Source organism: Pseudomonas pergaminensis (genome assembly GCF_024112395.2).
GTDB lineage: Bacteria > Pseudomonadota > Gammaproteobacteria > Pseudomonadales > Pseudomonadaceae > Aquipseudomonas > Aquipseudomonas pergaminensis.
On the sequence record NZ_CP078013.2, the window covers coordinates 6,052,941 to 6,079,425 of the forward strand.

Below are 26,485 nucleotides of genomic sequence, written 5' to 3' on the forward strand. Positions count from 1 at the left end.
TATCGACCTAGACTTACGTCCAATGGGCACCCGCTGCCCAGGAGTCGACCATGAGGGACGATAACGACAAAAAAACTGCGGTCACTGTTATGAGTAAAGCTGATGCCTTCGCCCAGGCGGGGAAAACTGCTGTGTTGCAAAATATCCACGGCACCCTGCAATTCCTGCAACGCTTCCCGCCGTTCAACCAGATGGAAAATGCCCACCTGGCGTTTCTGGTGGAACAGTGCCAATTACGCTTTTATGGCCCCGGCGACAGCATCCTCAAACCGTCGGGCGGGCCGGTTGAACACTTCTACATCGTCAAGCAGGGCCGCGTGGTGGGAGAGCGGCCGGACAGCGCCGAAACCACCTTTGAAATCGCCACCGGCGAATGCTTTCCCCTGGCAGCCCTGCTAGGCGAGCGGGCGACCCGCACCGAACACAAGGCCGCCGAAGACACCTTCTGCCTGCAACTGAACAAGCCCGCCTTTATCAAGCTGTTCGCGCTTTCCAGCCCGTTTCGCGACTTTGCCTTGCGCGGCGTCAGCAGCCTGTTGGACCAGGTCAACCAGCAAGTCCAGCAAAAGGCAGTGGAAACCCTTGGCACTCAATACTCCCTGAACACTCGCCTCGGCGAGTTGGCCATGCGTCACCCGGTGACGTGCAGCCCAACCACACCGCTACGCGAAGCCGTCACGCTGATGCATGAGCAACAGGTGGGCAGCATTGTGATCGTCGACGAGCACAAGGCGCCCCTGGGGATTTTCACCCTGCGCGATCTGCGTCAGGTTGTGGCTGACGGCACCAGCGATTTCAACCAGGGTATCGAAGCCCATATGACCCAGGCGCCCTTCTTCCTCACCCCGGACCACAGCGCCTTCGACGCTGCGATCGCCATGACCGAACGGCATATCGCCCATGTGTGCCTGGTCAAGGACCAGCGCCTATGCGGCGTGGTGTCCGAGCGCGACCTGTTTTCCTTGCAACGGGTGGACCTGGTGCACCTGGCGCGTACCATCCGCAATGCACCGCGGGTCGACAACCTGGTGGCGATTCGCGGCGAGATCGGCCAGTTGGTCGAACGCATGCTGGCCCACGGCGCGTCGTCCACCCAGATCACCCACATTATTACGCTGCTCAACGATCACACCGTGTGCCGGGTGATCGAACTGACCCTCGCCGAAAAAGGCGACCCCGGCGTGCCGTTCAGTTGGCTGTGCTTTGGCAGCGAAGGCCGCCGCGAGCAGACGCTGTACACCGATCAGGACAACGGCATCCTGTTCGATGCCAGGGACGCCGCCGAAGCGGCCGAAATCCGTGGCCGCCTGTTGCCACTCGCGCAGCAGATCAACCAGAGCCTGGCGCTGTGCGGGTTCAGCCTGTGCAAGGGCAACATCATGGCCGGCAACCCGGAGTTGTGCTTGTCGCGGGCCGAATGGGCGCGGCGGTTCGCGGCGTTTATCCGCGAGGCGACGCCGGAAAACCTGCTGGGCTCCAGCATCTATTTCGATTTGCGTGTGGTGTGGGGCGATGAGCGCGGTTGCGAGCAATTGCGCCAAGGCATTCTCGACCAAGTGGCCGATAACCGATTGTTCCAACGCATGCTGGCCGAAAACGCGCTGCGTCAGCGACCGCCCGTAGGGCGTTTTCGCGAGTTTGTGCTGACCCGCAACGGTGGTGAGAAAGCCACCCTCGACCTCAAGGTGCAGGGCCTTACGCCCTTTGTCGACGGCGCACGCCTGCTGGCCCTGGCCAATGGCATCCACGCCAACAACACCCTGGAGCGCCTGCGTCAGCTGGTGGTCAAGGAAGTGATCGAGCCCCTGGACGGCGCGGCCTACGAAGAGGCCTACCACTTTATCCAGCAAACCCGCATGCAACAGCATCAGTTGCAGACCCGTGAGAACCAGCCCTATTCCAACCGTGTCGACCCGGAGAGCCTCAACCACTTGGACCGGCGCATCCTGCGTGAATCCCTGCGCCAGGCTCAGCGCCTGCAAAGCAGCCTGACATTGCGGTATCAGCTGTGAGTTTGTTCGGCTGGCTGCGTACGAAGAAGCCCGGGCTCGACAGCAGTCAGCAACAGCGCCTGGAGCAACTGCGCCAACCCTCGCCATTGGGCGACCAACCGTTACGCAGCCAACGCTGGGTCGTGCTGGACCTGGAAACCAGCGGCCTCAACCTCAACCGAGACCAAGTGCTGTCCATCGGTGCGGTGGTGATCGAGGACGGCGCAGTGGACTTTTCGCAGATGTTCGAGCGCACCCTGCAACGGGTCGAAACAAAACTCAGCCCCAGCGTGTTGATCCACGGCCTCGGCCCCAGTGCGATCGCCGCCGGCAGCGACCCGGTCGACGCGTTACTGGACTTCATGGACTTTGTAGGTGACAGCCCATTGCTCGCCTTCCATGCGCCATTCGATCAACACATGCTGTGTCGGGCGCTCAAGGACAGCCTGGGTTACCGCCTGGCCCATCCGTTTCTTGACGTTGCAGACATCGCCCCTCTGCTGTGCCCGGATGCGCATATCCGTGAAGCCGGGTTGGACGATTGGATCAACCACTTCCATCTGCACGTAGGCGAGCGCCATCACGCCAGCGCCGATGCCCTGGCCACGGCGGAGCTGATGCTGATCCTGTTCAGCCGCGCGCGCCAGCAACACATCGACACGCCACAGGCGTTGCAAGAGCGTTTGAGCCAATGGAAACGGCGTCAACACGCGCCATCGTTTTAATGTCATCTCCCGACAGACGCCAATTGCGCCCACTCCACGGCTCTGACACAATCGCGAATAATTCTCGTTAGTTTAAACATCCCGTTTACTAGGTGATGCCTTGTCGTCGATCCAGAACCCACACAGTGAGCTTGTTGGCGCGTTGTATCGCGACCATCGTGGCTGGCTGCTGGCCTGGCTTCGACGCAACGTCGCCTGCCCGAGCCGCGCCGAAGACCTGAGCCAGGACACCTTCATGCGCCTGCTGGGCCGTGACGAGTTGCGTGAACCCCGCGAGCCACGGGCCTTCCTGGTAGCCATCGCCAAGGGCTTGTTGTTCGACTACTTCCGCCGCGCCGCCCTGGAACAGGCGTACCTCACCGAGCTGATGCTGATCCCGGAAAGCGAACACCCTTCGCCGGAAGAACAGCAACTGATCCTCGAAGACCTCAAGGCCATCGACCGCCTGCTCGGCAAGCTGTCGAGCAAGGCCCGCGCTGCCTTCCTCTACAGCCGGCTCGACGGCCTGGGCCATGCAGAAATCGCGCAACGCCTTGGCGTGTCGGTGCCCCGTGTGCGCCAGTACCTGGCCCAGGGCATTCGCCAGTGCTATATCGCCCTGTATGGCGAGCCGCAGTTACGGTGATCAGTTCCAAACCGGTCTCGGCCCGCGTGCTTGATGCCGCGATTGCCTGGCAATTGTCCCTCGACTCGGGCGACGGCAGCCTGGTGGAGCGCGAAGAGTTCGACAAATGGCTGGCCAGCGATGAAGAGCACGCCCGCGCATGGCGCCAGTTGGGCATGCTCGACCAGCGTTTCAGCGTGGCCTCGGGCCCCGCACGGGCGGCACTGTTGCAATCGCGCGAAGGCATTCGCCAGCGCGTGCGCAAGCTGGGCAGCGGCCTGGCGAGCATTGCACTGGTCGTCGGCCTGGCGTTGTTTGCCGGTGAGCGCTTTGTGCCGATCCACTATTGGCTGGCCGACCAACGCACCGCCACCGGCGAACAGCGCACGCTGAAGCTGGCGGATGGCACGCTGATCAACCTCAACACCCACAGCGCCATCGACGTGCGTTTTGACGAAAAACGCCGGCTGATCGTGTTGCAGGAAGGCGAGATTCTGGTCGAGACCGGCCACAACGACGCACGCCCCTTTTATGTACAGACCCGCGACGGCAGCCTGCGCGCATTGGGCACGCGGTTTATCGTCAAGCGTGAAGACGACGCGACGCGCTTGAGCGTGCTGCAATCGGCGGTGGCCGCCCGGCCCGAGGCGCTGCAACAGGAACAGGTCTTCAAGGAAGGCCAGCAAGTGCTGATGCGCAGCGGCGGCCTCGGCCCGCTGCTGGCCGTTACCCCGGCCACTGACGCCTGGACCCGCGGCATGCTGGTGGTGGACAACGCCCGCCTGGGCGATGTGGTCGAGGAGCTGAGCCGCTACCGCACCGGCTACCTGGGCGTGGATAAAAACGTGGCCGACCTGCGCATTACCGGCAGCTTCCCACTGCACGACACCACCTTGGCACTCAATGCGCTGCTGCCGACCTTGCCGGTACAGATTGAGCAGCACACGCCGTGGTGGGTGACGGTTAAGGGCAAGCCTTAGGTTTGGCGGTGCCTTGGCTATCGCTTTCGCAGGCAAGCCAGCTCCCACATTTGACCGCGTTCCACCTGAAAAAACTCGGTCGAATGTGGGAGCCGGGCTTGCCCGCGAAGAGGCCCGCAAGCACACCTTAACGCCCAGGGAAAAATATTTTCATCCTGCCCTATCACTTTTCGATTCTCGTTCGGCACCTAGGCAATTGCGAAATATTTCCATTCAGGAGCCGCCTTATGTCCCGCACGCTAGACACCCTGTTGCGCCCCAGCCTGTTAGCCATGGCCATTGCCCTCAGCGCCCCGCTGGCCAGCACCTCGCTGATCGCCGCCGAACAGGCCTCCAGCGTGCGCGCCTACAACCTGTCGGCGGCACCGTTGGCCACGACCCTCAACCAGATCGCCAGCCAGGGCGGCCTGGCGCTGACCCTCACCCCGGCGCTCGCCGCGGGCAAGACCTCGGCGCCGGTCCAAGGCCAGTTCGATGCGCCGGGTGCGCTGCGTGAGGCGTTGCGTGGTACCGGGTTGCAGTTGGAGCAGAGCAGTGCGGGGACTTATACCTTGGTGGCGGTGCCCGATGGCGTGATGGCACTGCCGGAGACCAATATCACGGGCCAGGAGAGCTATGAAAACGCGTGGGGCCCGGTGGACGGTTATGTCGCAACACGCACCGCTGCGGGTACCAAAACTGACACACCGATTGCCGAACTACCCCGTTCGGTGACCGTAATCACTCGCAAGCAGATGGAAGACCGCTCCGTACTCAACCTCAATGACGCTTTGCGCTACACCGCTGGCGTGCAGAGTTCCGGTTACGGCTCGGACTCCCGCAGTGATTGGTTGCTCGTACGCGGTTTTGTTCCGACTCAATTCCTCGACGGCCTGCCATTGCCCAAAGGCAACTACGCGACGCCGAAAATCGACACTTGGAACTTGGAACGCATTGCCGTACTACGCGGCCCGGCATCATCGGTTTACGGGCAAACCCCACCAGGCGGTTTGCTGGATATGGTCAGCCGCCGCCCGCAGGCTGAAAACTCGAATGAAATCAAGGTGCAGGCCGGCAGCAACAATCACAAGCAGATCAACTTCGACAGCACCGGCAAAATCGATGACGAGGGCCAGTTTCTTTATCGTGTCAGCGGCGTAGTACGCGACAGCAACACCGCTGTAGACCATATCCCGGACAAGCGCTACAACATCGCTCCAAGCCTTACCTGGAATATCAATGAAGATACCAAGCTGACGTTGATCACTCAGTTCACGCGCGACGATACAGGTATCACAGGGCAGTTTCTGCCGCTGCAAGGCACCAAGTTGAGCTCGCCGGCCGGCAAGATCTCCCACCACAAGAATCTGGGTGATCCGGATTGGGAATTCTACGACCGCACCTACTACGCGCTTGGGTATGCCTTCGAAACTCGCTTGAACGATACATGGCAGTTTCACCAGAACCTGCGCTACACCAAGAACGAGCTGTCGTTCCAAGGTATCACCGCTGGCGGCGCGTTCTTTCCGAATGGCCCTGAAGTGGCGGTCGACGCTGATGGTAACGTGAGCCGCTCAGCCGGCAAGGTTGATGAGAACATCGGCCAGTTCGCCGTCGACAATAATTTCCAGGCCGACTTCCAGACCGGTACGGTAAGCCACACGCTGTTGCTGGGGCTGGACCATCAGCGCTCCAACAGCGATGCGCGCTGGCTGTGGGGGTCTGCAGGTGTGCCTACTATCAATTTTAATCGTCCGGTGTACGGGCAGGACTTCTCCAACGTCCAGTACTTCACGATGTACGACTACACGCAAAAGACCCAACAGACCGGCTTGTATGTACAGGACCAAATGGCCCTCGACAACTGGCGCCTGACCCTCGGTGGCCGTGAAGACTGGGTGCACACGGGCACTACCTTCCATAACCTGAACGACGCCACCAACACTCAGCGTGATAAGCACTTCAGCGGCAACGCAGCGTTGAGCTACGTGTTTGACAACGGCCTTACTCCTTATTTGTCATACGCCGAATCGTTCCAGGCTGGCTCAGGCACCCAAGTAGGCAGCACCGGGGCATTCAAGCCAACCGAAGGAAAACAGTACGAAGCCGGTATCAAGTATCAGCCCCCAGGTACCAAAGCGTTGTTTACCGCTGCCGTATTCGACCTGACCCAGCAAAATACATCAGTCACCGAGGGCAGTATCACTCGCCAGGTGGGTGAAGTGCGGATACGTGGATTGGAATTGGAAGCCAGTGCCGACGTGACCGAAAGCCTTAAACTGGTGGGGTCCTACACTTATAACGACAGCGAAATCACCGAAGGTGTTGCCACTGAAAAAGGTAACCGCCTGAACCAGCTACCTCGCAACCAAGCCACTGGTTGGGCTGACTACACATGGCGCAGCGGGTTGCTGGACGGTTTTGGTGTCGGCGCAGGAGTGCGCTACGTCGGTGACACCTACGGCAACGCTACCAATACAGACTTGGGCCACGTCGGCTCCTACACCGTGTATGACGCCTCGGTACACTACGACCTCGGACGCTTGAACAGCACCATGAAAGGCGTGACGGTAGCGGTCGACGCGAAGAACATCTTCAACAAGGACTACCTGTCCACCTGCGATGGTTTTTACTGCTACTACGGCGACCAGCGTAACGTGGTCGCTAGCGTTAACTACAAATTCTAAGACGGTAAAAACCGCCAATGAAGGGCCGCCTGAACCGCGGCCCTTTTAACTTTGGAGCCGTGATGAAAAGCAAAACCATCCGCCGCTGGTCCTTCATCCACACCTGGACCAGCCTGATCTGCACGGTATTCCTGCTGCTGCTCGCCCTCACTGGCCTGCCACTGGTGTTTCACCACGAGATCGACCACCTGCTGGGCAACGAGCCGGAGTTGGCGCAGATGCCTGCCGACACGCCACAGCTCAACCTGGAACAACTGGTGGCCAAGGCTCAGGCCCATCGTCCTGGCGAAGCCATGCAGTACCTGGCGTGGGATGAAGATGACAAGAACGGCGTGATCGCGATCATGGCCGCCACCGCCGGCACCGAACCCAACTCGTCCCACACCTTCATGCTCGACGCGCGCACGGGTGAAGCCGTGGAGACCCCGGCGGCGAACGGCGGCTTGACCCTGTTCCTGCTGCGCCTGCATGTGGACATGTTCGCCGGCCTGCCGGGCAAGCTGTTGCTGGCGTTCATGGGCATTTTGTTTGTGCTGGCGATCATCTCGGGCACGGTGTTGTACCTGCCGTTCATGCGGCGCTTGACGTTCGCCACTGTGCGCCAGGACAAATCCACCCGCCTGCGCTGGCTCGACCTGCATAACCTCATCGGCGTGGTCACACTGACGTGGGCGCTGGTGGTGGGCGTGACCGGCGTGATCAGCGCCTGCGCCGACCTGATCATCGCCGCCTGGCGCCAGGACAGCCTCAGCGCGATGATCGAACCTTACAAAAACGCCCCGCCACTGACCCAACGTGCGCCAGCCACCGAGCTGTTGGCGATTGCCGCCAAGGCCGCACCCGGCATGGCGCCGGACTTCATCGCCTTCCCCGGCACGCGCTTTTCCAGCGAGCACCATTACGCCGTGTTCATGAAGGGCAGCACCCACCTGACCTCGCACCTGCTCACGCCGGTGCTGATCGACGCCAGCACCCTGGCCGTCACCGCCATCGCCGAACGGCCGTGGTACATGGACGCCATGGGCATGTCCCAACCGCTGCATTTTGGCGACTACGGCGGCATGCCGATGAAGATCCTGTGGGCGGCGCTGGATGTGCTGACCATCATCGTGCTGGTCAGTGGGATTTACTTGTGGATCGTGCGGCGCAAGGCGGGCAAGGCATGAAGCCCAGGCAATCGAATTTCTGGAAGGTGTTTGGTGTGCCGCTGGTGATTGGCCTGCTCAGCGCCGCCGGGTTGTTTGCGGCATTGCTCGGCGATGGGCTGTGGGATTCGCTCAGTTGGCTCGGGTTAGGCATTCCCGCTGCAATTGGCACTTGGGCCTTGCTCAAACGGTGAGATAGATTAGCCCAGCCCTTTCTTGAGGAATGCCCATGTCCGCTCCCAGCATGACCTTGTTCCACAACCCCGCTTCACCGTTCGTTCGTAAGGTTCGCGTGTTGCTGGCTGAAACCGGCCAGCAGGACCGCGTCGCCTTGCACGGCTGCATGCCGACCCCGGTCAACCCGGATGCGCAGGTGGTGCAAGGCAACCCCGTGGGCAAGATCCCGGCCCTGCGCCTGGCCGACGGCACGGTGCTGCACGACAGCCGGGTGATCCTCGATTACTTCGACCACCAGCACGTCGGCAACCCGCTGATCCCGCGCGACGGCTCGGCCCGCTGGCGCCGCCTGACCTTGGCCTCGATGGCCGACGGCATCATGGATGCCGCCGTGCTGGTGCGCTACGAGACCGCCCTGCGCCCGGCGGAAAAGCAATGGGACCAATGGCTGGACGAGCAGCGCAACAAGATCCGCCGCAGCCTCGCCGAATTGGAAGCGGACGCGATTGCCGAACTGACCAGCCACTTCGACATCGCCGCCATCAGCGTGGCCTGCGCCTTGGGTTACCTGGACTTCCGTCATCCGGATATGCAATGGCGCCTGGCTAACCCGAAGCTTGCCGCCTGGTATGCCGAGGTCAGCCAGCGGCCTTCGATGCTGGAAACCCAGCCGCCCGTGTGACGTTCACACCGACCCAATGTGGGAGCGGGCTTGCCCGCGATCGCGGTATGTCATTCAGCACATCTGTTTCTGAACCACCGCTATCGCGGGCAAGCCCACTCCCACATTGGACGGTGGTGGTATTGAGGAACGTAACGATCCTTGAGGCTAAATGCGCCCCCACTTGCTGGTCCTCCCGCAACCCGATCATTGCACCGCCTCCAGGTCAAACGACATCGGCTCAGCCGCCTTGCGCTTGCCCACGCCATACCAATCCAACTTACGCGTCAGCACCATCACCGTGCCCAGCAGGCCAAACAGCAGCAGCGAGCCCATCAGCAACGCGTAATCCTCGGCACTCAGCAGGCCGTACAACAAGCCATACAGCGCCGCCAACCCCGCTGAAAACCCCAGGCCGTGAGCGACGCTGCGCAGCACATGGCACACGTAGAAGCCAATCAACAACACGCAGGCGCTGGCAGAGATGAGATAAGCCAGCGCGAACCCAATGTGCTCGGACAACGACAGCAACAGCAGGTAGAAAAACGCCAGCGCAAACCCCACCAACGCGTACTGCACCGGATGCACTGCCAGGCTCTTGAGTACTTCGAACAGGAAGAAGCCGGCGAAGGTCAGGGCGATGAAGAGCAGCGCGTATTTGATCGCACGGTCGCTCTTGAGGTACTGGTCCACCGGATCGATGAAGTTCACGCCGAAGCTGCGGTTGTTGAAGTCTTCACAGCCCTGCTTGTCCAGGCAGGTTTGCAGCGCTTGCTCAAGGTTGGTGGAGAAGAACGAGGTCTGCCAGTTGGCGCTGAAGCCCTTGTCGGTAATCTCGCGTTGTGCCGGCAGGAAATTGCCGATGAAGCTGGGATGTGGCCAGTTGGAAGCGAGTGACACCTGGCTGGTCTTGCCCACCGGCACCACTTGCAGTTGCTCGGTGCCTTGCAGGCGCAGGTCGAAAGCAAAGTTCACGACGTTGGGCTTTTTGCTGTCGTGCTCCGGCAGTGTCACGTGCACGCCTTCGCCCAGCCAGTCCACCTGGGAGCCGGGTTCGAACTCCAATTGCTGGCTGCCCAGCTCCAGCTTCAGCGCGTTTTCGATGCCGCGAATATCGCTGATGCCCACCGCGAGAAATGCCGGCTCAAAGCGGTAATCGGCGAAGTCTTCGGTGATACCCAACTGCGCAGGCAATTCGAAATGCCCGCTGATGCGGTTGTCGGCATGGAACAGCCGCGCCTGGTAGATGCCCCGTGCGCGCAATTCGGTCTGCACCTTGCCGTCGAGTTCAAATCGGTCCGGCAGGAAATACAGACGACCGCGCTCTTCACGGGTGACTTCGTAGCGTTTGTTGAGCTTTTCATTGAGCTTCCACTCGCGGACGGTCTTGCGATACGGCACTACCATCACCGGGCCGGTGAGGCGCTGGGCGTAGCTGGAGCTGCGGGCGATGTCCATCAATACGCCATCGCGCAGTTGCTGGCGGTCGCTGATAATGCCGTTGATCATCAGCAACGGAATCAGCAACAGCAGGATCAGCAGCGCAATCGCGCCAAGTTTGAAAAGCAGGCTGCGGTTCATGGGTCTCTCCCTGTTTTGATGGGGAGAGTCTGGGCAGACTATGTGGGGGATTTATGTGGGCAATGTGGAGACTGTGTGGAGATGCAGCACCGCCTGCACGCCGCCGTCGACATTGCCGATCTGCAATGCGCCGCCGTGCAGCTTCATCACTTCCTCGACAAAGTTGAGGCCCAGGCCGGTGCTTTTGCGCCCACTGGCCGGGCGTGGCAGCGAGTAGAAACGCTCGCTCAGGCGTGGCAGGGCGTAGTCGGGAATCGGCGTGGCCTGGTTGAACAGGCTCACCTGCACGTCGTTGTGTCGCGTCTGCGCGCTGAACCTCAGCAGGCCGCCGGGCGGCGTGAAGTCCAGTGCATTGTCCAGCAGGTTGCCCAGTGCCTGACGCAGCAGAAAGGGTTCGCCATACACGTTTACATCCGCCGCAATCGTCTGCTCGACGCGCAACCCGGCGCCTTCGATACGGGCACACTGGGCCTTGATTACCTCATCGACCATGGCCGCCAGTGCAATACTGGCCTGCTCTTCCAGGCCCTGGCGTTGTTCGACCTGCGCCAGGTTCAGCAGGCGCTCGATCAACTGCTGCAGGCGCGCACTTTCGCTGTCGATATTGCCGACGAAGCGCTGCTGCTGCTCACGGGTCATATCGCCCTGCAACAGCTCGGCCGCACCGCGTATCGCCGCCAGCGGGCTCTTCAATTCATGGGTCAGGGTGTGCACGTAGCGCTCGACGTAAGCCTTGCCTTCCAACTGCGTGCGCATGTGCTCGACGGCAGTAGAGAGCTGCTTGAGTTCGCCGCCACGGTAATGGGGCAACTCGGCACGCCGGCCTTCGCTCACCGCTTCGGCATAGGCCGTCAGCCGCCTAAGGGCAACGCTCAGCCACCACGACAATACCGCGCCAAGCAACAGGCCAAGGATCACCAAGCCAGCGCCGTACCACAGCAAGCGCCGCTCAGTGCGGTCGACATACGGCTGCAACGAGCTATTTGGCTTGGCCACGGTGACCACGCCAATGATATGGCCGTTGTCACGGATCGGCGCGCCCACGTGCATTACCGATGAGGCAGGGTCGTCCAGTTCGCTGCGGGTGGAACGCGCACCGTACTCGCCACGCAAGGTCAGGTACACGTCGTTCCACTTCGAATAGTCCTGCCCCACCGCTTTGCCCGTGGAATCGAGCAACACGGTGCCCTTGGCGTCGGTCACGTAGATGCGATGGTTGACCTGGTTTTTCGGCAGCCCCCAGATGGTCGCGCCCGGCTGGCGATTGCCGTAGGCCTTGAGCAACTCCGGCCAGTGGCTTTGGCCGAGGGTGCCGTTCTTTACGTCGTCGCGCAGGATCTCGGCCAGCAGGTTGGCGGTGTCCACCAGGGTTTCTTCGGTGGACTGGCGCACGCCGGGGCGGATTTCCTTCATCACGGTGCTGAGCACAAAGTAGCCGGTCAGGCCGATAAACAGCGCGTACACCAGGAAGATCCGCAGCCCCAGGCGCATCAGCTATTGCTCGGGCTGTAGCTGTAGCCGAGGCCGCGGTGAGTCTGGATCGGCTCGGCCTCGGCGGCCACGCTGCGTAATTTGCTGCGCAGGCTTTTGATGTGGCTGTCGATATTGCGCTCGTAGCCGGCATCCGCCGCCACGCCTACCGCGTCCAGAAGTTGCTCGCGGCTGAACACGCGCTCGGGCTGTTCCAACAGGCTTTGCAGTAAACGGAATTCATGGCGCGTGAGGCTCAAAGGCTGGCCGCGATAGCTGATCTGCATGCGCTCCAGGTCAACCTGGAACAGCGCCGGCGCAGCACCAGGGCCAATCCGCTTGAGGATCGCCCTGACCCGCGCCGTCACTTCCCGTGGGCTGAAGGGCTTGACCACATAATCATCGGCGCCGATCTCCAGCCCCACCACGCGGTCGATCTCACCATCCCGGGCACTGAGGAACATCACCGGCACTTCGCTGAACCGGCGCAGTTGCTTGCAGGTTTCAAACCCGGTGATATCTGGCAGGCCGATGTCGAGGATGATCAGGTCGGCAGGCGTCTGGCGCTGATGGGCCAGCGCCTCCTGGCCGAGGCTCAGCCAGGTGGTGGTGAAGCCCTCGCCTTGCAGGGCGAATATCAGTGTGTCGGCTATTGCCGCTTCGTCTTCGACAATCAGGATATGCGCCATGGTGGTCCGTCAGCAGTCCGGTTTGTCGGCAGTGTAACGACGCGCCGGGTTCACCGCCGCGCCAAATTCACGCAGGGCCTTGGCGCCGATCAACAAGGGGTAGTTGAAGCTGCTGCGGTCGGTGAGGTTGACCTCGACAGTGCGCTTGACGTTGCCCAGGCACATTTCCAGGTCGACCACCGGACGTTTGGCCACGGACGGCTCGTCCTTGTCGTCGTCTTCGTCGGCGCGGCTCTTGATCTTGCTGATGCGCGACACTTTGTGTTCATAGACTTTATTGGACGCGTCCTTGCCGCCGAGGCGGAAGCGCACCCAATCGTCGCCATCACGGGTGAAGGTCTCGATGTCGCGGGCCGACAGCGAGGCAGTCAGCGCGCCGGTGTCCATCTTGGCCTTGAAGGTTTCGCCGATCTCCGGCAGTTGGATGTATTCGTAGCGACCGTATAGGGTCGGCTCGGCGGCCATGACAGGCAAGGCAGCCAGGGCGAGGGAGGCAAGGAGCAGTTTCACGAAGTGATTTCCTCGGAAAGAAGTAGGCGGATTCTAGACCGCAAAGGCAGCACTTAGTTAGCTCGCTCCAGCATAACCGGCACATTGTGAAACATTCGTCCGGCGAATTCGGATTTGGCCTCTAGACTCACCTCTCTTATCATGGCCCGCCCACAGGACTCCAAGAGTTACTTATGCGCCGCCTGCTCACCGGCTGTTTCGTCACACTGCTGCTATTGCTCAACACCCTGGTGCTGTTCGGCCCGTTGATGGTGTTTGCCCTGCTCAAGCTGGTTGCCCCCGGTCGCTTGCGTGACTACATGTCGTGGGCGGTGATGTGGATCGCCGAGACCTGGGCCGAGATCGACAAGCTGATTTTCTCGCTGTGCATCCCCACCCGCTGGGATATTCGCGGCGGCGACGATTTGCGCGGTGACACCAGCTACCTGGTGATCAGCAACCACCAATCCTGGGTGGATATCCCGGCGCTGATCCAGGCCCTCAACCGGCGCACGCCGTTCTTCAAATTCTTCCTGAAAAAAGAGCTGATCTGGGTGCCCTTCCTGGGCCTGGCGTGGTGGGCGCTGGATTACCCGTTCATGAAGCGCTACACCAAGGCGTTCCTGGCCAAGCACCCGGAACTGGCGGGGCAGGATTTGAAGATCACCAAAGAGGCCTGCGAGCTGTTCAAGCGCCAGCCGGTGACGGTGGTCAATTACCTGGAGGGTACGCGGTTCACCGAAGGTAAACGCAAGCAGCAGGACTCACCGTTCACGCGCCTGCTCAAGCCCAAGGCCGGTGGCGTGGCATTCGTGCTGGCGGCGATGGGTGAACAACTGGACGCGGTGCTCGACGTGACGGTGGTCTACCCGCAAGACAGGATTCCGGGGTTCTGGGATTTGATCTGCGGATCGGTACCGACGGTGATCATTGATATCCGTACCCGCGAGCTGGACCCCGCGTTGTGGCAAGGGGATTACGAGAACGATCCGGCATTTCGCCAGACCGTCCAGAACTGGGTCAACCAGCTCTGGACGGAGAAGGACGCGCGCATCGAACAACTGCGCGCGGAGCGTCCTTAACTGCCGGTGCCCCAGGCCTGGGCCAGCTTGCCCAGCACCGAGCTGCTGGCACCCTGGCCGCCCAGGTATTGCAGGATCACCGGGGCAAACTGGCCGACCATGCCACTGTCCATGCCCAAGGCGCTGAACGCGGTGTTCAGGTCGTTGGTGTTCTTCACATTGCCCAGCAGGCCGTCGAGGCCGCTGGTCTTGCTGCCGCCGGTCTGGCCGAGCATCCCGCTCAAGGCCCCGAGGCTACCCAACGCATTGTTGCCCGACAGCTGGTCGAGCCCCGGCACGCTATTGCCCAGCTGCGAATAGTCGTTGCCGCTCAGTTTGTTCTTGGCCAGGCCCAGCATGGCGCCCGTACCGCCCACCGCTTGTTCGGGCGTGATATTCAGTTGCGAGGTCAGGGCGCTCAACAACCCGGCCGTCTCGGACGACGGTGCGGCTGCAGCGGCCTTGTTGTTGCCACCCTGCATACCGGAAATGGCGTTGGCCGCGTCGCCAAGGCTGAACCCTGCGGCGAACACCGGGCCGGCCGCCAGGGTCATCAGGCAGGAAAGGGCGAAACCGCGTGAAATCTTCATCGAAACAACCTCTGGGTGTAGGGGTGAAAGCAGGCGTTTGACTGGGGATCCGGCACATTGTTCCGGGTCGGCCGAGGAACCCAATCGGCATATCAGAGTCCATGAAATGACTTCAAGACTTGCCAGGAACAGCCATATGAGCGCCACCCGTCCCCAAGTAATTGAACAAAAACCGCCTTTCTGGAACCGTCCACGCGTGTTCATCGGCGTCTGCGTGGCCATCGTCGCCGGCCTCGGCGGCGCGTTCTACACCCAGGACAACGTCAATTCCGCCGCCACCCTGGTGACCACCGCCCAGCAACCCGCGGCGCAGATTATGGCGCACAACGATTACCTCGAAGTAGAGCCGATCGCCACGGCAGCAGTTGAGCCGGATCGCAGCCTGGAACTGTGGGCCATGCCCGACGGCAGCGCACCGGTGTCGCTTGGGCTATTGCCGGAGGATGGCAAAGGCATCATCGGACTCAACCCCCGCCAGCAGGAAAGCATCAGCAAGCCGGTGGAGCTGATGGTGAGTTCGGAGACCAAGGGTGGTTCCATCAGCAAACAGCCGACGGGGCCGACCGTCTACCAAGGCGCACTGGCCACACGCTGATCCCCCAAACACCACAAACCCATGTGGGAGGGGGCTTGCTCCCGATAGCTGTAGTTCAGTCACAACTTTACTGACTGAGCCACCGCCATCGGAGCCCCCTCCCACATTGATATTCAGTGCCTGGGTGACTTGCTCGTGGCAAGGGATGGCGCTTTATAGTTCGGCCGTCGTCCACATGGCGACACGGGTTTGGCGACCCGGTGAATGGTGCAAAAGCTTCTGCTTTGTTGCAGGCCCTTTTGCGTCCGCAATATCCGCTTTCATGGTGGCTGTGCGCGGGAGACCTTCGGGTCTGCCGGTTCCATTCCCGGTTCGCCAACCTGCGTACAGCTGCCACCCAATTCGTTTGGCGACAAATATGTGTGTAGCCCACCTCTACTTGAATGGGTTCAAAACATGAACCGATACATGCCGCTCACCGGCCACGACAGCGCCACCCCATCCCTGCACACCGACACCCTCGTCCCCCAGGACTTCGACCTGCTATGCGCCATTGCGCTGTGCGACGGCTGCGATTTGCTCGATGTCATCAGCCGGCGATTGCAGGCTTAAAAATTGCCGCAAAAAGGGCGATGCCCTGTCGCCCTTTCTGTACCTGCCTATGCAATTTCTGGCAGCTTCAAATATACCGACTTCCATATAAAACGAATTTTTCATATCGAATAATTATAAATTACTGTCATTTCTAACAGTACCCCACGCTAGCAAACCGTCTTAGCATTCAGACGTCACCTCACAATTCAATTAAGGATCAGATATGAATTATCAATTCGCCGTAGGAATGCTGGCTGCTTGTGTATTGGCCGGGGGCGCTCATGCAGCTGATATCAAGGACTGCCCGGCACCTAGCACCATTAAATCTGAAGCATTCCAAGAAACCATCCAAGGTAATAGGGTCGACGGTTTCAAATACACCGCCGAGAGCGGTGGTAGGGAGTGGACGGGCCAAACAGGTAACACTAAACATGATTACCTGGAACGTAAATATGAACTCGAAGCAGAGACGATCAATGTAGTGAATGGAAAGCTGCGCTGTGACTACGGCGGCAAAACGCTGATAGAAAATGGTGAAACTGCAGTTCCTTATCTAAGACTCACAGCAACGCAATAATTAATAAGGGCGACTTTGCGGTCGCCCTTCCCGCAACCCACAGGAGGCGGGTAATGAGAAGCTCACTACTTGCAGGTATGTTGGCCACGATGGCCCTGGTGAACACTGTCGGTGCAGCGACCTCCACCTGTCCCTCGATCCAAGCCATCAAACAAACGGAGATGATCAATGGCGGTTACCGCTATGAGGCGTCACAACCTGATGGACGGGCCTGGATAGGTGAAAACCCGTTGGCTGCCGCTTCGTACTTGAATGATTCGACCTTTCACGATGCCCGGTACGATGCAAACAACAAAACCGTCACCTGCACCTATAAGGGCCCCATGAATAACGACGCGAGCTTTTCGGTCGCGCTCAAACCTGTGTCTGCCTGGAACCTTATCCCTCCTATTGGCGAGTGGAAAGGCACGTATTGCGAAGCACTGGCAATTTCCAAGTGCTCATTTACGCATCAGTAAAAACGTCACCCGAATCATTCCGACCGTTCACGTTCACAAATCCTCAGCCAGCCGTCGACGTTCTTGCGGAACTGTGGGCCCGGCACGGCCCACCCAAGGCAGCCTTCTCACGATTTTCGACGCGAAGGTTCAGCCACAAACAAAGGAACTGTGACGACATGATCGGATTGATACCCAATATTTTCGCTGCCGCTACCGCACTCAACCTTCTCGATTTTCGCAGGCCACACCAGGCCTCATCGGGCCAGGCCATCGACATCGGCCAATGCCCAGCCGTCAGCGACATCCACTCCAAACCCTACACGGACCCTGACCTGCCACCGCCCTACGGCGAAGGCTATGAATACTCGGCCCACACCAGGGGCAGGACATGGAAGGGCCAGACAGCCGGAACAGATGACGATTATCTAGCCCCCAGGTACGCACTCAAGGCAGAGACCATCACCCAGACAGAGGGAAGGCTACGTTGTGACTATGGCGGAAAGACTGTCGTTGAAGAGGGTGTAACAGCCACTCCCTACCTGCGGCTCAACTCACAATAAATAATAAGGGCGACCCTGGGGTCGCCCTTATTATTTGCCCTGCTCTTTATGCCGCACTGAACAACTTATGCGGATCAATCACAAACTTCTTCGGCACACCCGCATCGAACTCGCCATACCCACGCGGCGCGTCGTCCAGGCTGATCACCTGCACACCGACGATCTCGGCAATGTTGATACGGTCCCACATGATCGCCTGCATCAACGCGCGGTTGTACTTCATCACCGGGGTCTGGCCGGTGTGGAAGCTGTGGGACTTGGCCCAGCCCAGGCCGAAGCGGATGCTCAGGCTGCCCATTTTTGCCGCAGCGTCCACAGCACCCGGATCTTCGGTGACGTACAGGCCAGGGATACCGATCTTGCCCGCCACGCGCACCACGCCCATCAGGGAGTTGAGCACGGTGGCCGGGGCTTCCGCCTTGACGCCTTCATGACCATGACCACGGGCTTCGAAGCCCACGGCATCGACGGCGCAGTCCACTTCCGGCTCACCCAGCAGTGCGGCGATCTGTTCGTGCAGCGGGGTGTCCTGGGACAGGTCGGCAATCTCGAAGCCCTGGGCCTTGGCGTGGGCCAGGCGGATCGGGTTGACGTCACCGATGATCACCACTGCCGCACCCAACAGGCGCGCCGATGCCGCCGCCGCCAAGCCCACAGGGCCGGCACCGGCGATATAAACCGTGCTGCCTGGGCCAACGCCGGCAGTGACGGCGCCGTGGTAGCCGGTGGGGAGAATGTCGGAGAGGCAGGTCAGGTCGCGGATTTTCTCCATGGCCTTGTCGCGGTCCGGCAGTTTGAGCAGGTTGAAGTCGGCGTACGGCACCAGCACGTACTCGGCCTGACCACCGGTCCAGTCGCCCATGTCGACGTAGCCGTAGGCGCCACCGGCACGGGCCGGGTTGACGGTGAGGCATACGCCGGTGTGCTGCTCCTTGCAGGAACGGCAGCGGCCGCACGCCACGTTGAAGGGTACGGAAACCAGGTCGCCGATCTTCAGGTTTTCGACGTCGCTGCCCTTCTCGATCACTTCACCGGTGATTTCATGACCGAGCACCAGGCCGGTCTGGGCAGTGGTGCGGCCACGCACCATGTGTTGGTCGGAGCCGCAGATGTTGGTGGAGACCACGCGCAGGATGACGCCGTGCTCAATCTTCCTGCCACGGGGGTCCTGCATTTTGGGATAGTCGATTTTCTGTACTTCGACCTTGCCGTTGCCGAGATACACGACACCACGATTACCAGACATGCTTTCACCTCGCTGTTGTTTTTATGGAACCGCGTTGCCCGTTTGGGTGGGCAGCGCGTTAAGTGCTCGGGTTACAGATGCTGTTTTTGCGTTGTTTGTAAGGGCCTCATCGCGGGCAAGCCCGGCTCCCACATTTTGATCTATGAACACATTCAAAAATGTGGGAGCTGGCTTGCCTGCGATAGCGATCTAAAGAACGACCGTGCGATTGGCGTTCAAAAACACCCGCCGCTCAATGTGATACCCAACGGCCCGGGCCAACGTCAGCCCTTCGATATCGCGCCCCTTGGCGATCAAATCCTCGGGGTAATGACTGTGATCCACCACCTCCACACCCTGGGCAATGATCGGGCCTTCATCCAGATCGTTGTTGATGTAATGCGCTGTGGCCCCCACCAACTTCACGCCCTTGTTGTACGCCTGGTGATACGGCTTGGCGCCCTTGAACCCCGGCAGCAACGAGTGGTGAATGTTGATGGCCTTGCCATCCAGCTTGCGGCACAGCTCCGGCGACAGCACTTGCATGTAGCGCGCAAGGATCACCAATTCCGCGCCGGTGTCTTCCACCACTTGCCACACCTGACGCTCCTGGGACGGTTTGTCGTTGGGGTCGAGGGGGAAATGGTAGTAGGGAATTTGGTGCCAGTCGGCCAAAGGTTTCAAATCGGGGTGGTTGGACACCACCGCGACCACGTCCATCGACAGTTGGCCGATACGCTGGCGATACAGCAGGTCGTTCAGGCAGTGATCGGCCTTGGAGACCATGATCACCACTTTTGGCCGGTAGTTTGGCGCGGTGAGTTCGAAGATCATGCCGAAGGCCTCGCCACGGGTGGCCAGGCCATCGCGGAAGGCCTGCTCGTCAAAACCCTCGGGTTGGCGGAACTCCACGCGGATGAAAAACCGGCCCGAAAGCCGGTCATCGAACGAGTGGTGCTCGGTAACGTAGCAGCCCTGCTCGAACAGGTAGCGGGTGACCGCGTCCACCGTGCCGAGCACGCTGGGGCAGTCGGCGGTCAAAATCCATGTATCAGGTGCGCGGCTCATGGGGTATTCCTCAGGCTTGAACGCTCAGGCCGAATTCGGCGGATGCATCCTGCAGCCACAACCACCAGTAGTCCGAGAAGCTGCGACGAATCACCAGCTCCCAAGTGTCTTCAGCCGTGTGGCGGATCACCAGTTGCGACTTGGCGAACACCGTGCCCACCGCCTTGCCCACCGGGAAGTTGTTGGGGTGCACGTCGTAGCTGGTGGATTTCATCAGCACATCGCGCACATTCGGGCCGCTGAGCTCAAGGATCTGCTGGCCGCCGCTGACGTTGACGACCTGGATATGCAACTCACCCAACGCGGCACGCAGGTTTTGCTCAGCGGCGAATTCTTCACCGCTTGGCACGATCAGCAACCACTCATCCGGGCCGAGCCACTGCAGGCTGGTTTCACCCTTGACGATCACTTGCAAGGCGCCGGGCAATTCGATGCCCAGGGCCTTGTGCACGCCCGCAGCGAAGGCTGCATCGTGGCCATCGCCACGAATGGTCAGGTGGCCCAGGAGTTTCTTTTCACGCACGGTCACGCCGGCGTTCTTGCGGCCCTTGCCGACCAGGCTTGCGAGGTCGGCATGGTGCAGCGACGACTCGGCCTTGGCGCCGGTGGTGGGGCGTTGTTGGTAAACATTGGCTGCTGTCATAAAGCACCTGTTTGAATGCTGTGGTGTCTGTTCTGGCCTCATCGGGGGCAAGTCCCTCCCACATTTTTGAATTGTGAATAGATTCAAATGTGGGAGCTGGCTTGCCTGCGATGCAGGCACCTCGGTCTGTCAGATGTTCTGGCGATCGCCTTTGGGGTCGAAGAACACCGAGGACACAATCTCCGCCTCGATCACGCTGCCATCCGCTTGCGGTGAGAACACCCGCTCGCCGATGCGCTTCAAGCCACCCTTCACCACCGCCATCGCAAACGAATAACCCAGGGAGTTATGCGCATAGCTCGATGTCACGTGGCCGACCATCTTCATCGGGATCGACTGCTTCGGATCGAACACCAACTGCGCGCCTTCCGGCAGCCATACTTTCGGATCGACCGGCTTGAGGCCCACCAGTTGCTTGCGCTCTTCGCGCACGCAGTCTTCACGGTTCATGCCGCGCCAGCCGATCCACGAGAACGGCTTGGTGCGGCCGACGCACCAGCCCATGTTCAGGTCGTCCGGGGTCATCGACCCGTCGGTGTCCTGGCCGACGATGATGAAGCCCTTCTCGGCCCGCAGCACGTGCATGGTTTCGGTGCCGTACGGGGTCAGGTTGTACTTTTGGCCGGCCGCGACGATTTGTTCCAGCACGCCCATGGCGTAGTCGGCCTGCACGTTGACTTCGTACGACAGCTCGCCGGTAAACGAGATACGGAACACACGGGCCGGTACGCCGCCGACCAAACCTTCCTTCCAGGTCATGAACGGGAAGCCGTCCTTGTCCAGGTCGATATCGGTGACTTCCGCCAGCAGCTTGCGGCTGTTGGGGCCGGACAGGGTCATGGTCGCCCAGTGGTCGGTGACCGAGGTGAAGTACACCTTGAGGTCTGGCCATTCGGTCTGTTGGTAGATTTCCAGCCATTGCAGCACACGGGCAGCGCCGCCGGTGGTGGTGGTCATTAGGAAGTGGTTGTCGGCGAGACAGGCGGTCACGCCGTCATCGAAGACCATGCCGTCTTCCTTGCACATCAGGCCGTAGCGCGCCTTGCCCACATCGAGCTTGGTCCAGGCGTTGGTGTAGATGCGGTTGAGGAATTCGCGCGCGTCCGGGCCCTGGATGTCGATCTTGCCGAGGGTCGACGCGTCCAACAGGCCGACGCTGTCACGCACGGCCAGGCATTCGCGTTTGACGGCGGCGTGCAGGTCTTCACCGTTGCGTGGGAAGTACCAAGGGCGTTTCCACTGGCCGACGTCTTCAAACTCGGCGCCGTTCTTCACGTGCCAGGCGTGCAGCGCGGTGTAGCGCACCGGTTCGAAGATGTGCCCACAGTGACGACCCGCTACCGCGCCGAAGGTCACCGGCGTGTAGTTGGGACGGAACATGGTGGTGCCCATCTGCGGGATGGTCACGTTCAGCGAACGAGCGGCAATCGCCAGGCCGTTGACGTTGCCCAACTTGCCCTGGTCGGTGCCGAAACCCAACGCGGTGTAGCGTTTGACGTGCTCGACCGACTCGAAACCTTCGCGGGTCGCCAGTTCGATGGCGGCGGCGGTCACGTCGTTTTGCAGGTCGACAAATTGCTTCGGTGCCCGTGCGGTTGGCTTGTCGTGCGGCACTTGGTAGATCGCCAACGTCGGCTCTTCCAAGCGGCTCAGGGCTTTCGGCAAGGTGCCTTCCACCGGGGCAAAACCGGCTTCGCTGGCCGCGCGCACGCCGCCTTCAAAACCGTCCGCCAGGGAATCGCCAAGGCCATAGACGCCGTTGATACCGCCGACGCACACGCGTTTCTGCGGGGCTTCACCGGGCACAAAACCGAGGATGTCTTCACGCCAGGTCGGCTTGCCGCCCAAGTGCGAAGCCAGGTGGACCACTGGGCTGTAGCCGCCAGAGCTGGCGACCAGATCGCAATCCAGCCACTCGCCTGGGCTGGTGACTTTGTGCGCTTTCACATCAATCGCAGCGACGCGTGCGGCGGTGACGTGCTTGCTGCCACGGGCCTCGATCACAGCGCTGCCGGTGAGGATTCGAATACCTTTGGCGCGGGCTTCTTCAACCAGTGCGCCGCGTGGGTTGTGGCGTACATCAGCCACGGCCACCACTTGCAGGCCGGCGTCGAGCCAGTCCAGCGCAACGCGGTAGGCGTGATCGTTGTTGGTCGACAGCACCAATTTCTTGCCCGGCGCCACGCCATAGCGACGCACGTAGGTAGAAACCGCACCGGCCAGCATGTTGCCCGGCACGTCGTTGTTGCCGTACACCAGCGGGCGCTCACACGCACCGGTCGCCAGCACCACGCGCTTGGCGCGCACACGATGGATACGTTGGCGCACCACACCAATCGGCGCACGGTCACCGAGGTGGTCGGTGAGGCGTTCGTGAATGGTCAGGAAGTTATGGTCGTGGTAGCCGTTGACGGTGGCGCGGGGCAGCAGCACCACGTCCGGCAGGGCTTTCAATTCAGCAATGACGCTGGCAACCCATTCAGCGGCTGGCTTGCCGTCGAGGCTTTCGCGCGAGTCCAGCAGCGAACCGCCAAACTCTTCCTGCTCGTCAGCGAGGATCACACGGGCACCGCTGCGGGCGGCGGCCAGTGCGGCAGCCAAGCCCGCAGGGCCGGCGCCGACGACCAGCACGTCACAGTGACGGTTGAAGTTGTCGTAGGTGTCCGGGTCGTTCTCGGTCGGCGAGCGGCCAAGACCTGCTGCCTTACGGATGTACTTCTCGTAAGTCATCCAGAACGATTGCGGGTACATGAAGGTTTTGTAGTAGAACCCCGGCGGCATCAGCTTGCCGCCGACCTTGCCGAGGATGCCCATCACGTCAGTGTTGACGTTCGGCCAGCCGTTGGTGCTGGTGGCGACCAGGCCTTGGTACAGCGCCTGTTGCGTGGCGCGCACGTTGGGAATCTGGGTGGCCTCGGTGGCGCCGATCTGCAGCACCGCGTTCGGCTCTTCGGCGCCCGCAGCGAAGATGCCGCGAGGGCGCGAGTACTTGAAGCTGCGGCCGATGATGTCGACGCCGTTGGCCAGCAGGGCTGCGGCCAGTGTGTCGCCTTCAAAGCCTTTGTAGCTCTGGCCGTTGAAGGTAAACGTCAGGACTTTATTACGGTCGATCCGGCCACCGTTGGACAGGCGATTGGTCTGGCTCATACCTTCTCTCCAGAGGCCTTGGCGGTGAATTGTGGCTTCTCACCGATCTTGTAGGTTTCAAGAATTTCGTAGGTCAGGGTGTCGCGGGTCGCGTTGAAGTACTGGCGGCAACCGGCGGCGTGAATCCACAGTTCGTGGTGCAGCCCGCGGGGGTTGTCGCGGAAGAACATGTAGTCGCCCCACTCTTCATCGGTGCAGGCATTCGGGTCCAGCGGGCGCGGGATGTGCGCTTGGCCGGAGGCGTGGAATTCCTCTTCGGAGCGCAGTTCGCCACAGTGAGGACAGAAGATATGCAACATAGGGAATTTCTCCTGTTAGTGGGCGACGGCCGCAGCGCCGTGTTCGTCGATCAACGCACCGTTGTGGAAACGGTCGATGGAAAAAGGTGCCGCCAACGGGTGCATTTCACCCTTGGCCAGGCTGGCGGCAAACACGTTGCCTGAGCCCGGCGTGGCCTTGAAGCCACCGGTGCCCCAACCGCAGTTGAAGAACATGTTCGGCACGGGGGTCTTGGAGATGATCGGGCAGGCATCCGGCGTGGTGTCGACGATACCGCCCCACTGGCGGTTCATGCGCACGCGGGACAGCACCGGGAACATCTCGACGATGGCCTGGATGGTGTGTTCGATCACCGGGTACGAGCCGCGCTGGCCGTAGCCGTTGTAGCCGTCAATACCCGCGCCGATCACCAGGTCGCCCTTGTCGGACTGGCTGATGTAGCCGTGCACGGCGTTGGACATGATCACGCTGTCGATAATCGGCTTGATCGGCTCCGACACCAACGCTTGCAGCGGGTGGGATTCGATCGGCAGGCGGAACCCGGCGAGAGAAGCCATGTGCCCGGAGTTACCGGCGGTCACCACACCGACGCGCTTGGCGCCGATAAAGCCCTTGTTGGTTTCCACGCCGATGCACACACCGTTTTCCTTGCGAAAGCCGATCACTTCGGTCTGCTGGATCAAATCCACGCCGAGGGCGTCGGCGGCACGCGCAAAGCCCCAGGCCACGGCATCGTGACGGGCCACGCCGCCGCGACGTTGCACGGTGGCGCCGAGCACCGGGTAGCGGGTGTTCTTGGAGCAATCGAGGTACGGGATCTCGTCGGCCACTTGCTTGGCGTTGAGCAGTTCGCCGTCCACGCCATTGAGGCGGTTTGCGCTAACGCGGCGCTCGGAATCACGGATGTCTTGCAGGGTGTGGCACAGGTTGTACACGCCACGCTGGGAGAACATCACGTTGTAGTTCAGGTCCTGGGACAGGCCTTCCCACAGTTTCATCGCGTGTTCGTACAGGTGCGCCGACTCGTCCCACAGGTAGTTGGAACGCACGATGGTGGTGTTGCGCGCGGTGTTACCGCCGCCCAGCCAGCCTTTCTCGACCACGGCCACGTTGGTGATGCCGTGTTCCTTGGCCAGGTAGTAGGCGGTCGCCAGACCATGCCCGCCGCCACCGACGATGACCACGTCGTAGACCTTTTTAGGGGTCGGCGTGCGCCACATCTTCTGCCAGTTTTCGTGGTGGCTGAGTGAGTGCTTGAAGAGGCCGAAGCCCGAGTAGCGTTGCATAGTCATTACTCCAAAACCGCGCTCAGCGATAAACCGGGAAATCAGCGCACAGGGCAGACACGTGCTTGGCCACGTTGGCCTCGACGTCGGCGTCGCCGAGGTTGTCGAGGATGTCGCAGATCCAGCCGGCCAGTTCGATGCACTGCGGCACTTTGAAACCACGCGTGGTCACCGCCGGAGTGCCGATGCGCAGGCCCGAGGTCACGAAGGGCGACTGCGGGTCATTCGGCACGGCGTTCTTGTTGACGGTGATGTGGGCGCGGCCGAGGGCGGCGTCCGCCTCTTTGCCGGTGAGGCCCTGACGGATCAGGCTGACCAGGAACAGGTGGTTGTCGGTGCCGCCGGACACAACATCGTAGCCGCGTTTGATAAACACGCTGGCCATGGCCTGGGCGTTGTCGATCACTTGTTGCTGGTAGACCTTGAAGCCAGGTTCCTGGGCTTCCTTGAAGCACACGGCCTTGCCGGCGATCACGTGCATCAACGGGCCACCCTGGGCGCCGGGGAATACAGCAGCGTTGAGTTTCTTCTCGATTTCTTCGTTGGCCTTGGCCAGGATCAGGCCGCCACGGGGACCGCGCAGGGTCTTGTGGGTGGTGGTGGTGACCACATCGGCGTACGGCAGCGGGTTCGGGTACAGGCCGGCGGCGACCAGGCCGGCGACGTGGGCCATGTCGACGAACAGCAGCGCACCGACCTTGTCGGCGATGGCGCGAAAGCGTGGGAAATCCAGGGTCTTGGAGTAGGCGGAAAAACCGGCCACGACCATTTTAGGTTTGTGTTCCACCGCCAGGCGTTCGACTTCGTCGTAGTCGATCAGGCCGGTGTCGGTGTTGATGCCGTACTGCACGGCGTTGTACAGCTTGCCCGAGGACGACACCTTGGCGCCGTGGGTCAGGTGGCCGCCGTGGGCCAGGCTCATGCCGAGGATGGTGTCACCGGCGTTCAACAGGGCCAGGTACACCGCGCTGTTGGCGGAAGAACCGGAGTGCGGCTGCACGTTGGCGTAATCGGCGCCGAACAATTGCTTGGCGCGTTCGATGGCCAGGGCTTCGACCTTGTCCACGTGCTCGCAGCCACCGTAGTAGCGCTTGCCCGGGTAGCCTTCGGCGTATTTGTTGGTGAGGCCGCTGCCCTGGGCTTCCATCACGCGTTTGCTGGTGTAGTTCTCTGACGCGATCAGCTCGATATGATCTTCCTGACGCTGCTCTTCGGCATTCATGGCCGCCAGCAGTGCGTCGTCATATCCCTGGATCTGGTCTTTTTTGCTGAACATCGCGTCTCTCCCAGCCTTTCGTATTG

26 protein-coding genes are annotated in these 26,485 nt (G+C 61.0%); 14 read left to right on the plus strand and 12 right to left on the minus strand.

Annotated elements, in window-relative coordinates:
* Positions 1-89 precede the first annotated feature (89 nt).
* From KUA23_RS27615 to KUA23_RS27650, 8 genes are all read left to right on the plus strand, one after another.
* Positions 90-2,012, plus strand: a complete 1,923-nt coding sequence (locus KUA23_RS27615) for a putative nucleotidyltransferase substrate binding domain-containing protein (RefSeq protein WP_252993147.1) — start codon at positions 90-92, stop codon at positions 2,010-2,012.
* Positions 2,009-2,716, plus strand: a complete 708-nt coding sequence (locus KUA23_RS27620) for a 3'-5' exonuclease (RefSeq protein WP_099493063.1) — start codon at positions 2,009-2,011, stop codon at positions 2,714-2,716. Before KUA23_RS27615 ends, KUA23_RS27620 begins: the two co-directional genes overlap by 4 nt.
* Positions 2,717-2,816: 100 nt before the next feature.
* Positions 2,817-3,341 (plus strand): RNA polymerase sigma factor, encoded by a 525-nt coding sequence (locus KUA23_RS27625; protein WP_252993148.1) that lies wholly within the window; start codon positions 2,817-2,819, stop codon positions 3,339-3,341.
* A complete protein-coding gene (locus KUA23_RS27630) occupies positions 3,338-4,300 on the plus strand; it encodes a FecR domain-containing protein (RefSeq protein ID WP_252993149.1) in 963 nt (320 codons plus the stop codon). Before KUA23_RS27625 ends, KUA23_RS27630 begins: the two co-directional genes overlap by 4 nt.
* Positions 4,301-4,527: 227 nt before the next feature.
* A complete protein-coding gene (locus KUA23_RS27635; protein ID WP_252993150.1) occupies positions 4,528-6,966 on the plus strand; it encodes a TonB-dependent siderophore receptor in 2,439 nt (812 codons plus the stop codon).
* Between the two features lie 62 nt (positions 6,967-7,028).
* On the plus strand, positions 7,029-8,132 hold the full coding sequence (locus tag KUA23_RS27640; protein ID WP_078050465.1) for a PepSY-associated TM helix domain-containing protein: 1,104 nt from the start codon (positions 7,029-7,031) through the stop codon (positions 8,130-8,132).
* The gene (locus tag KUA23_RS27645; protein ID WP_099493066.1) at positions 8,129-8,305 is read left to right on the plus strand and encodes a hypothetical protein; all 177 of its coding nucleotides are present in this window, start codon (positions 8,129-8,131) and stop codon (positions 8,303-8,305) included. The genes KUA23_RS27640 and KUA23_RS27645 overlap by 4 nt, the downstream gene beginning before the upstream one ends.
* 35 nt (positions 8,306-8,340) lie before the next feature.
* Positions 8,341-8,970 (plus strand): glutathione S-transferase family protein, encoded by a 630-nt coding sequence (locus KUA23_RS27650; protein WP_078050466.1) that lies wholly within the window; start codon positions 8,341-8,343, stop codon positions 8,968-8,970.
* Between the two features lie 186 nt (positions 8,971-9,156).
* Here KUA23_RS27650 and creD read toward each other — a convergent pair whose 3' ends face one another.
* The 4 genes from creD to rloA2 are packed head-to-tail and all read right to left on the minus strand — an operon-like array spanning position 9,157 to position 13,199.
* Positions 9,157-10,530: a cell envelope integrity protein CreD gene (gene creD / locus KUA23_RS27655; RefSeq protein ID WP_099493067.1), complete on the minus strand. Its 1,374-nt coding sequence runs from the start codon at positions 10,528-10,530 to the stop codon at positions 9,157-9,159.
* A 51-nt stretch (positions 10,531-10,581) separates the two neighbouring features.
* Positions 10,582-12,021, minus strand: coding sequence for a two-component system sensor histidine kinase CreC (gene creC / locus KUA23_RS27660; RefSeq protein WP_252993151.1), 1,440 nt, complete (start codon positions 12,019-12,021; stop codon positions 10,582-10,584).
* Complete coding sequence (gene creB / locus KUA23_RS27665) at positions 12,021-12,689, minus strand: two-component system response regulator CreB (protein ID WP_252993152.1); 669 nt, start codon at positions 12,687-12,689, stop codon at positions 12,021-12,023. Before creB ends, creC begins: the two co-directional genes overlap by 1 nt.
* Before the next feature lie 9 nt (positions 12,690-12,698).
* Positions 12,699-13,199: a retropepsin-like aspartic peptidase RloA2 gene (gene rloA2, locus KUA23_RS27670; RefSeq protein WP_025858771.1), complete on the minus strand. Its 501-nt coding sequence runs from the start codon at positions 13,197-13,199 to the stop codon at positions 12,699-12,701.
* Between the two features lie 173 nt (positions 13,200-13,372).
* Between rloA2 and yihG the strand changes: the two genes are divergently transcribed.
* Positions 13,373-14,260: a 1-acylglycerol-3-phosphate O-acyltransferase, YihG family gene (yihG, locus tag KUA23_RS27675; protein ID WP_078050470.1), complete on the plus strand. Its 888-nt coding sequence runs from the start codon at positions 13,373-13,375 to the stop codon at positions 14,258-14,260.
* Here yihG and KUA23_RS27680 read toward each other — a convergent pair.
* On the minus strand, positions 14,257-14,829 hold the full coding sequence (locus KUA23_RS27680; RefSeq protein WP_078050471.1) for a DUF2780 domain-containing protein: 573 nt from the start codon (positions 14,827-14,829) through the stop codon (positions 14,257-14,259). The two genes, yihG and KUA23_RS27680, sit on opposite strands and share 4 nt — an antisense overlap.
* 136 nt (positions 14,830-14,965) lie before the next feature.
* Between KUA23_RS27680 and KUA23_RS27685 the strand changes: the two genes are divergently transcribed.
* From KUA23_RS27685 to KUA23_RS27705, 5 genes are all read left to right on the plus strand, one after another.
* Positions 14,966-15,424, plus strand: coding sequence for an anti-sigma factor domain-containing protein (locus KUA23_RS27685; RefSeq protein ID WP_078050472.1), 459 nt, complete (start codon positions 14,966-14,968; stop codon positions 15,422-15,424).
* 396 nt (positions 15,425-15,820) lie between these two features.
* Entirely contained in the window at positions 15,821-15,976 is a 156-nt protein-coding gene (locus KUA23_RS27690; RefSeq protein WP_177409486.1) for a hypothetical protein, read from the plus strand.
* A gap of 205 nt (positions 15,977-16,181) precedes the next feature.
* Entirely contained in the window at positions 16,182-16,535 is a 354-nt protein-coding gene (locus KUA23_RS27695; protein WP_252993153.1) for a hypothetical protein, read from the plus strand.
* Between the two features lie 53 nt (positions 16,536-16,588).
* A complete protein-coding gene (locus KUA23_RS27700) occupies positions 16,589-16,993 on the plus strand; it encodes a DUF3757 domain-containing protein (protein WP_078050474.1) in 405 nt (134 codons plus the stop codon).
* 158 nt (positions 16,994-17,151) lie between these two features.
* On the plus strand, positions 17,152-17,535 hold the full coding sequence (locus KUA23_RS27705) for a hypothetical protein (RefSeq protein WP_078050475.1): 384 nt from the start codon (positions 17,152-17,154) through the stop codon (positions 17,533-17,535).
* Between the two features lie 46 nt (positions 17,536-17,581).
* Here KUA23_RS27705 and fdhA read toward each other — a convergent pair whose 3' ends face one another.
* The 7 genes from fdhA to glyA all read right to left on the minus strand — a co-directional run bounded on the left by fdhA (position 17,582) and on the right by glyA (position 26,459).
* Positions 17,582-18,781 (minus strand): formaldehyde dehydrogenase, glutathione-independent, encoded by a 1,200-nt coding sequence (gene fdhA / locus KUA23_RS27710; RefSeq protein ID WP_078050476.1) that lies wholly within the window; start codon positions 18,779-18,781, stop codon positions 17,582-17,584.
* Positions 18,782-18,970: 189 nt separating this feature from the next.
* Positions 18,971-19,828 (minus strand): formyltetrahydrofolate deformylase, encoded by an 858-nt coding sequence (gene purU, locus KUA23_RS27715; protein WP_099493074.1) that lies wholly within the window; start codon positions 19,826-19,828, stop codon positions 18,971-18,973.
* Positions 19,829-19,838: 10 nt separating this feature from the next.
* On the minus strand, positions 19,839-20,471 hold the full coding sequence (locus KUA23_RS27720) for a sarcosine oxidase subunit gamma (RefSeq protein ID WP_078050478.1): 633 nt from the start codon (positions 20,469-20,471) through the stop codon (positions 19,839-19,841).
* 129 nt (positions 20,472-20,600) lie between these two features.
* The gene (locus KUA23_RS27725) at positions 20,601-23,618 is read right to left on the minus strand and encodes a sarcosine oxidase subunit alpha (protein ID WP_078050479.1); all 3,018 of its coding nucleotides are present in this window, start codon (positions 23,616-23,618) and stop codon (positions 20,601-20,603) included.
* Positions 23,615-23,917 (minus strand): sarcosine oxidase subunit delta, encoded by a 303-nt coding sequence (locus KUA23_RS27730; protein WP_010207083.1) that lies wholly within the window; start codon positions 23,915-23,917, stop codon positions 23,615-23,617. Before KUA23_RS27730 ends, KUA23_RS27725 begins: the two co-directional genes overlap by 4 nt.
* A 15-nt stretch (positions 23,918-23,932) precedes the next feature.
* Entirely contained in the window at positions 23,933-25,183 is a 1,251-nt protein-coding gene (locus tag KUA23_RS27735) for a sarcosine oxidase subunit beta (RefSeq protein ID WP_010207084.1), read from the minus strand.
* 22 nt (positions 25,184-25,205) lie between these two features.
* On the minus strand, positions 25,206-26,459 hold the full coding sequence (gene glyA / locus KUA23_RS27740) for a serine hydroxymethyltransferase (RefSeq protein ID WP_078050481.1): 1,254 nt from the start codon (positions 26,457-26,459) through the stop codon (positions 25,206-25,208).
* Positions 26,460-26,485: the final 26 nt, after the last annotated feature.

Bases quoted from the DNA above. Each gene is read 5' to 3' on its own strand.
- purU (WP_099493074.1), bottom strand. From the start codon at position 19,828: ATGAGCCGCGCACCTGATACATGGATTTTGACCGCCGACTGCCCCAGC.
- KUA23_RS27730 (WP_010207083.1), bottom strand. From the start codon at position 23,917: ATGTTGCATATCTTCTGTCCTCACTGTGGCGAACTGCGCTCCGAAGAG.
- KUA23_RS27705 (WP_078050475.1), top strand. From the start codon at position 17,152: ATGATCGGATTGATACCCAATATTTTCGCTGCCGCTACCGCACTCAAC.
- yihG (WP_078050470.1), top strand. From the start codon at position 13,373: ATGCGCCGCCTGCTCACCGGCTGTTTCGTCACACTGCTGCTATTGCTC.
- KUA23_RS27635 (WP_252993150.1), top strand. From the start codon at position 4,528: ATGTCCCGCACGCTAGACACCCTGTTGCGCCCCAGCCTGTTAGCCATG.
- KUA23_RS27690 (WP_177409486.1), top strand. From the start codon at position 15,821: ATGAACCGATACATGCCGCTCACCGGCCACGACAGCGCCACCCCATCC.
- KUA23_RS27695 (WP_252993153.1), top strand. From the start codon at position 16,182: ATGAATTATCAATTCGCCGTAGGAATGCTGGCTGCTTGTGTATTGGCC.
- KUA23_RS27615 (WP_252993147.1), top strand. From the start codon at position 90: ATGAGTAAAGCTGATGCCTTCGCCCAGGCGGGGAAAACTGCTGTGTTG.
- fdhA (WP_078050476.1), bottom strand. From the start codon at position 18,781: ATGTCTGGTAATCGTGGTGTCGTGTATCTCGGCAACGGCAAGGTCGAA.
- creB (WP_252993152.1), bottom strand. From the start codon at position 12,689: ATGGCGCATATCCTGATTGTCGAAGACGAAGCGGCAATAGCCGACACA.
- glyA (WP_078050481.1), bottom strand. From the start codon at position 26,459: ATGTTCAGCAAAAAAGACCAGATCCAGGGATATGACGACGCACTGCTG.
- KUA23_RS27645 (WP_099493066.1), top strand. From the start codon at position 8,129: ATGAAGCCCAGGCAATCGAATTTCTGGAAGGTGTTTGGTGTGCCGCTG.
- KUA23_RS27680 (WP_078050471.1), bottom strand. From the start codon at position 14,829: ATGAAGATTTCACGCGGTTTCGCCCTTTCCTGCCTGATGACCCTGGCG.
- KUA23_RS27650 (WP_078050466.1), top strand. From the start codon at position 8,341: ATGTCCGCTCCCAGCATGACCTTGTTCCACAACCCCGCTTCACCGTTC.
- creD (WP_099493067.1), bottom strand. From the start codon at position 10,530: ATGAACCGCAGCCTGCTTTTCAAACTTGGCGCGATTGCGCTGCTGATC.
- KUA23_RS27700 (WP_078050474.1), top strand. From the start codon at position 16,589: ATGAGAAGCTCACTACTTGCAGGTATGTTGGCCACGATGGCCCTGGTG.
- KUA23_RS27640 (WP_078050465.1), top strand. From the start codon at position 7,029: ATGAAAAGCAAAACCATCCGCCGCTGGTCCTTCATCCACACCTGGACC.
- KUA23_RS27735 (WP_010207084.1), bottom strand. From the start codon at position 25,183: ATGCAACGCTACTCGGGCTTCGGCCTCTTCAAGCACTCACTCAGCCAC.
- KUA23_RS27720 (WP_078050478.1), bottom strand. From the start codon at position 20,471: ATGACAGCAGCCAATGTTTACCAACAACGCCCCACCACCGGCGCCAAG.
- KUA23_RS27685 (WP_078050472.1), top strand. From the start codon at position 14,966: ATGAGCGCCACCCGTCCCCAAGTAATTGAACAAAAACCGCCTTTCTGG.
- KUA23_RS27725 (WP_078050479.1), bottom strand. From the start codon at position 23,618: ATGAGCCAGACCAATCGCCTGTCCAACGGTGGCCGGATCGACCGTAAT.
- creC (WP_252993151.1), bottom strand. From the start codon at position 12,021: ATGCGCCTGGGGCTGCGGATCTTCCTGGTGTACGCGCTGTTTATCGGC.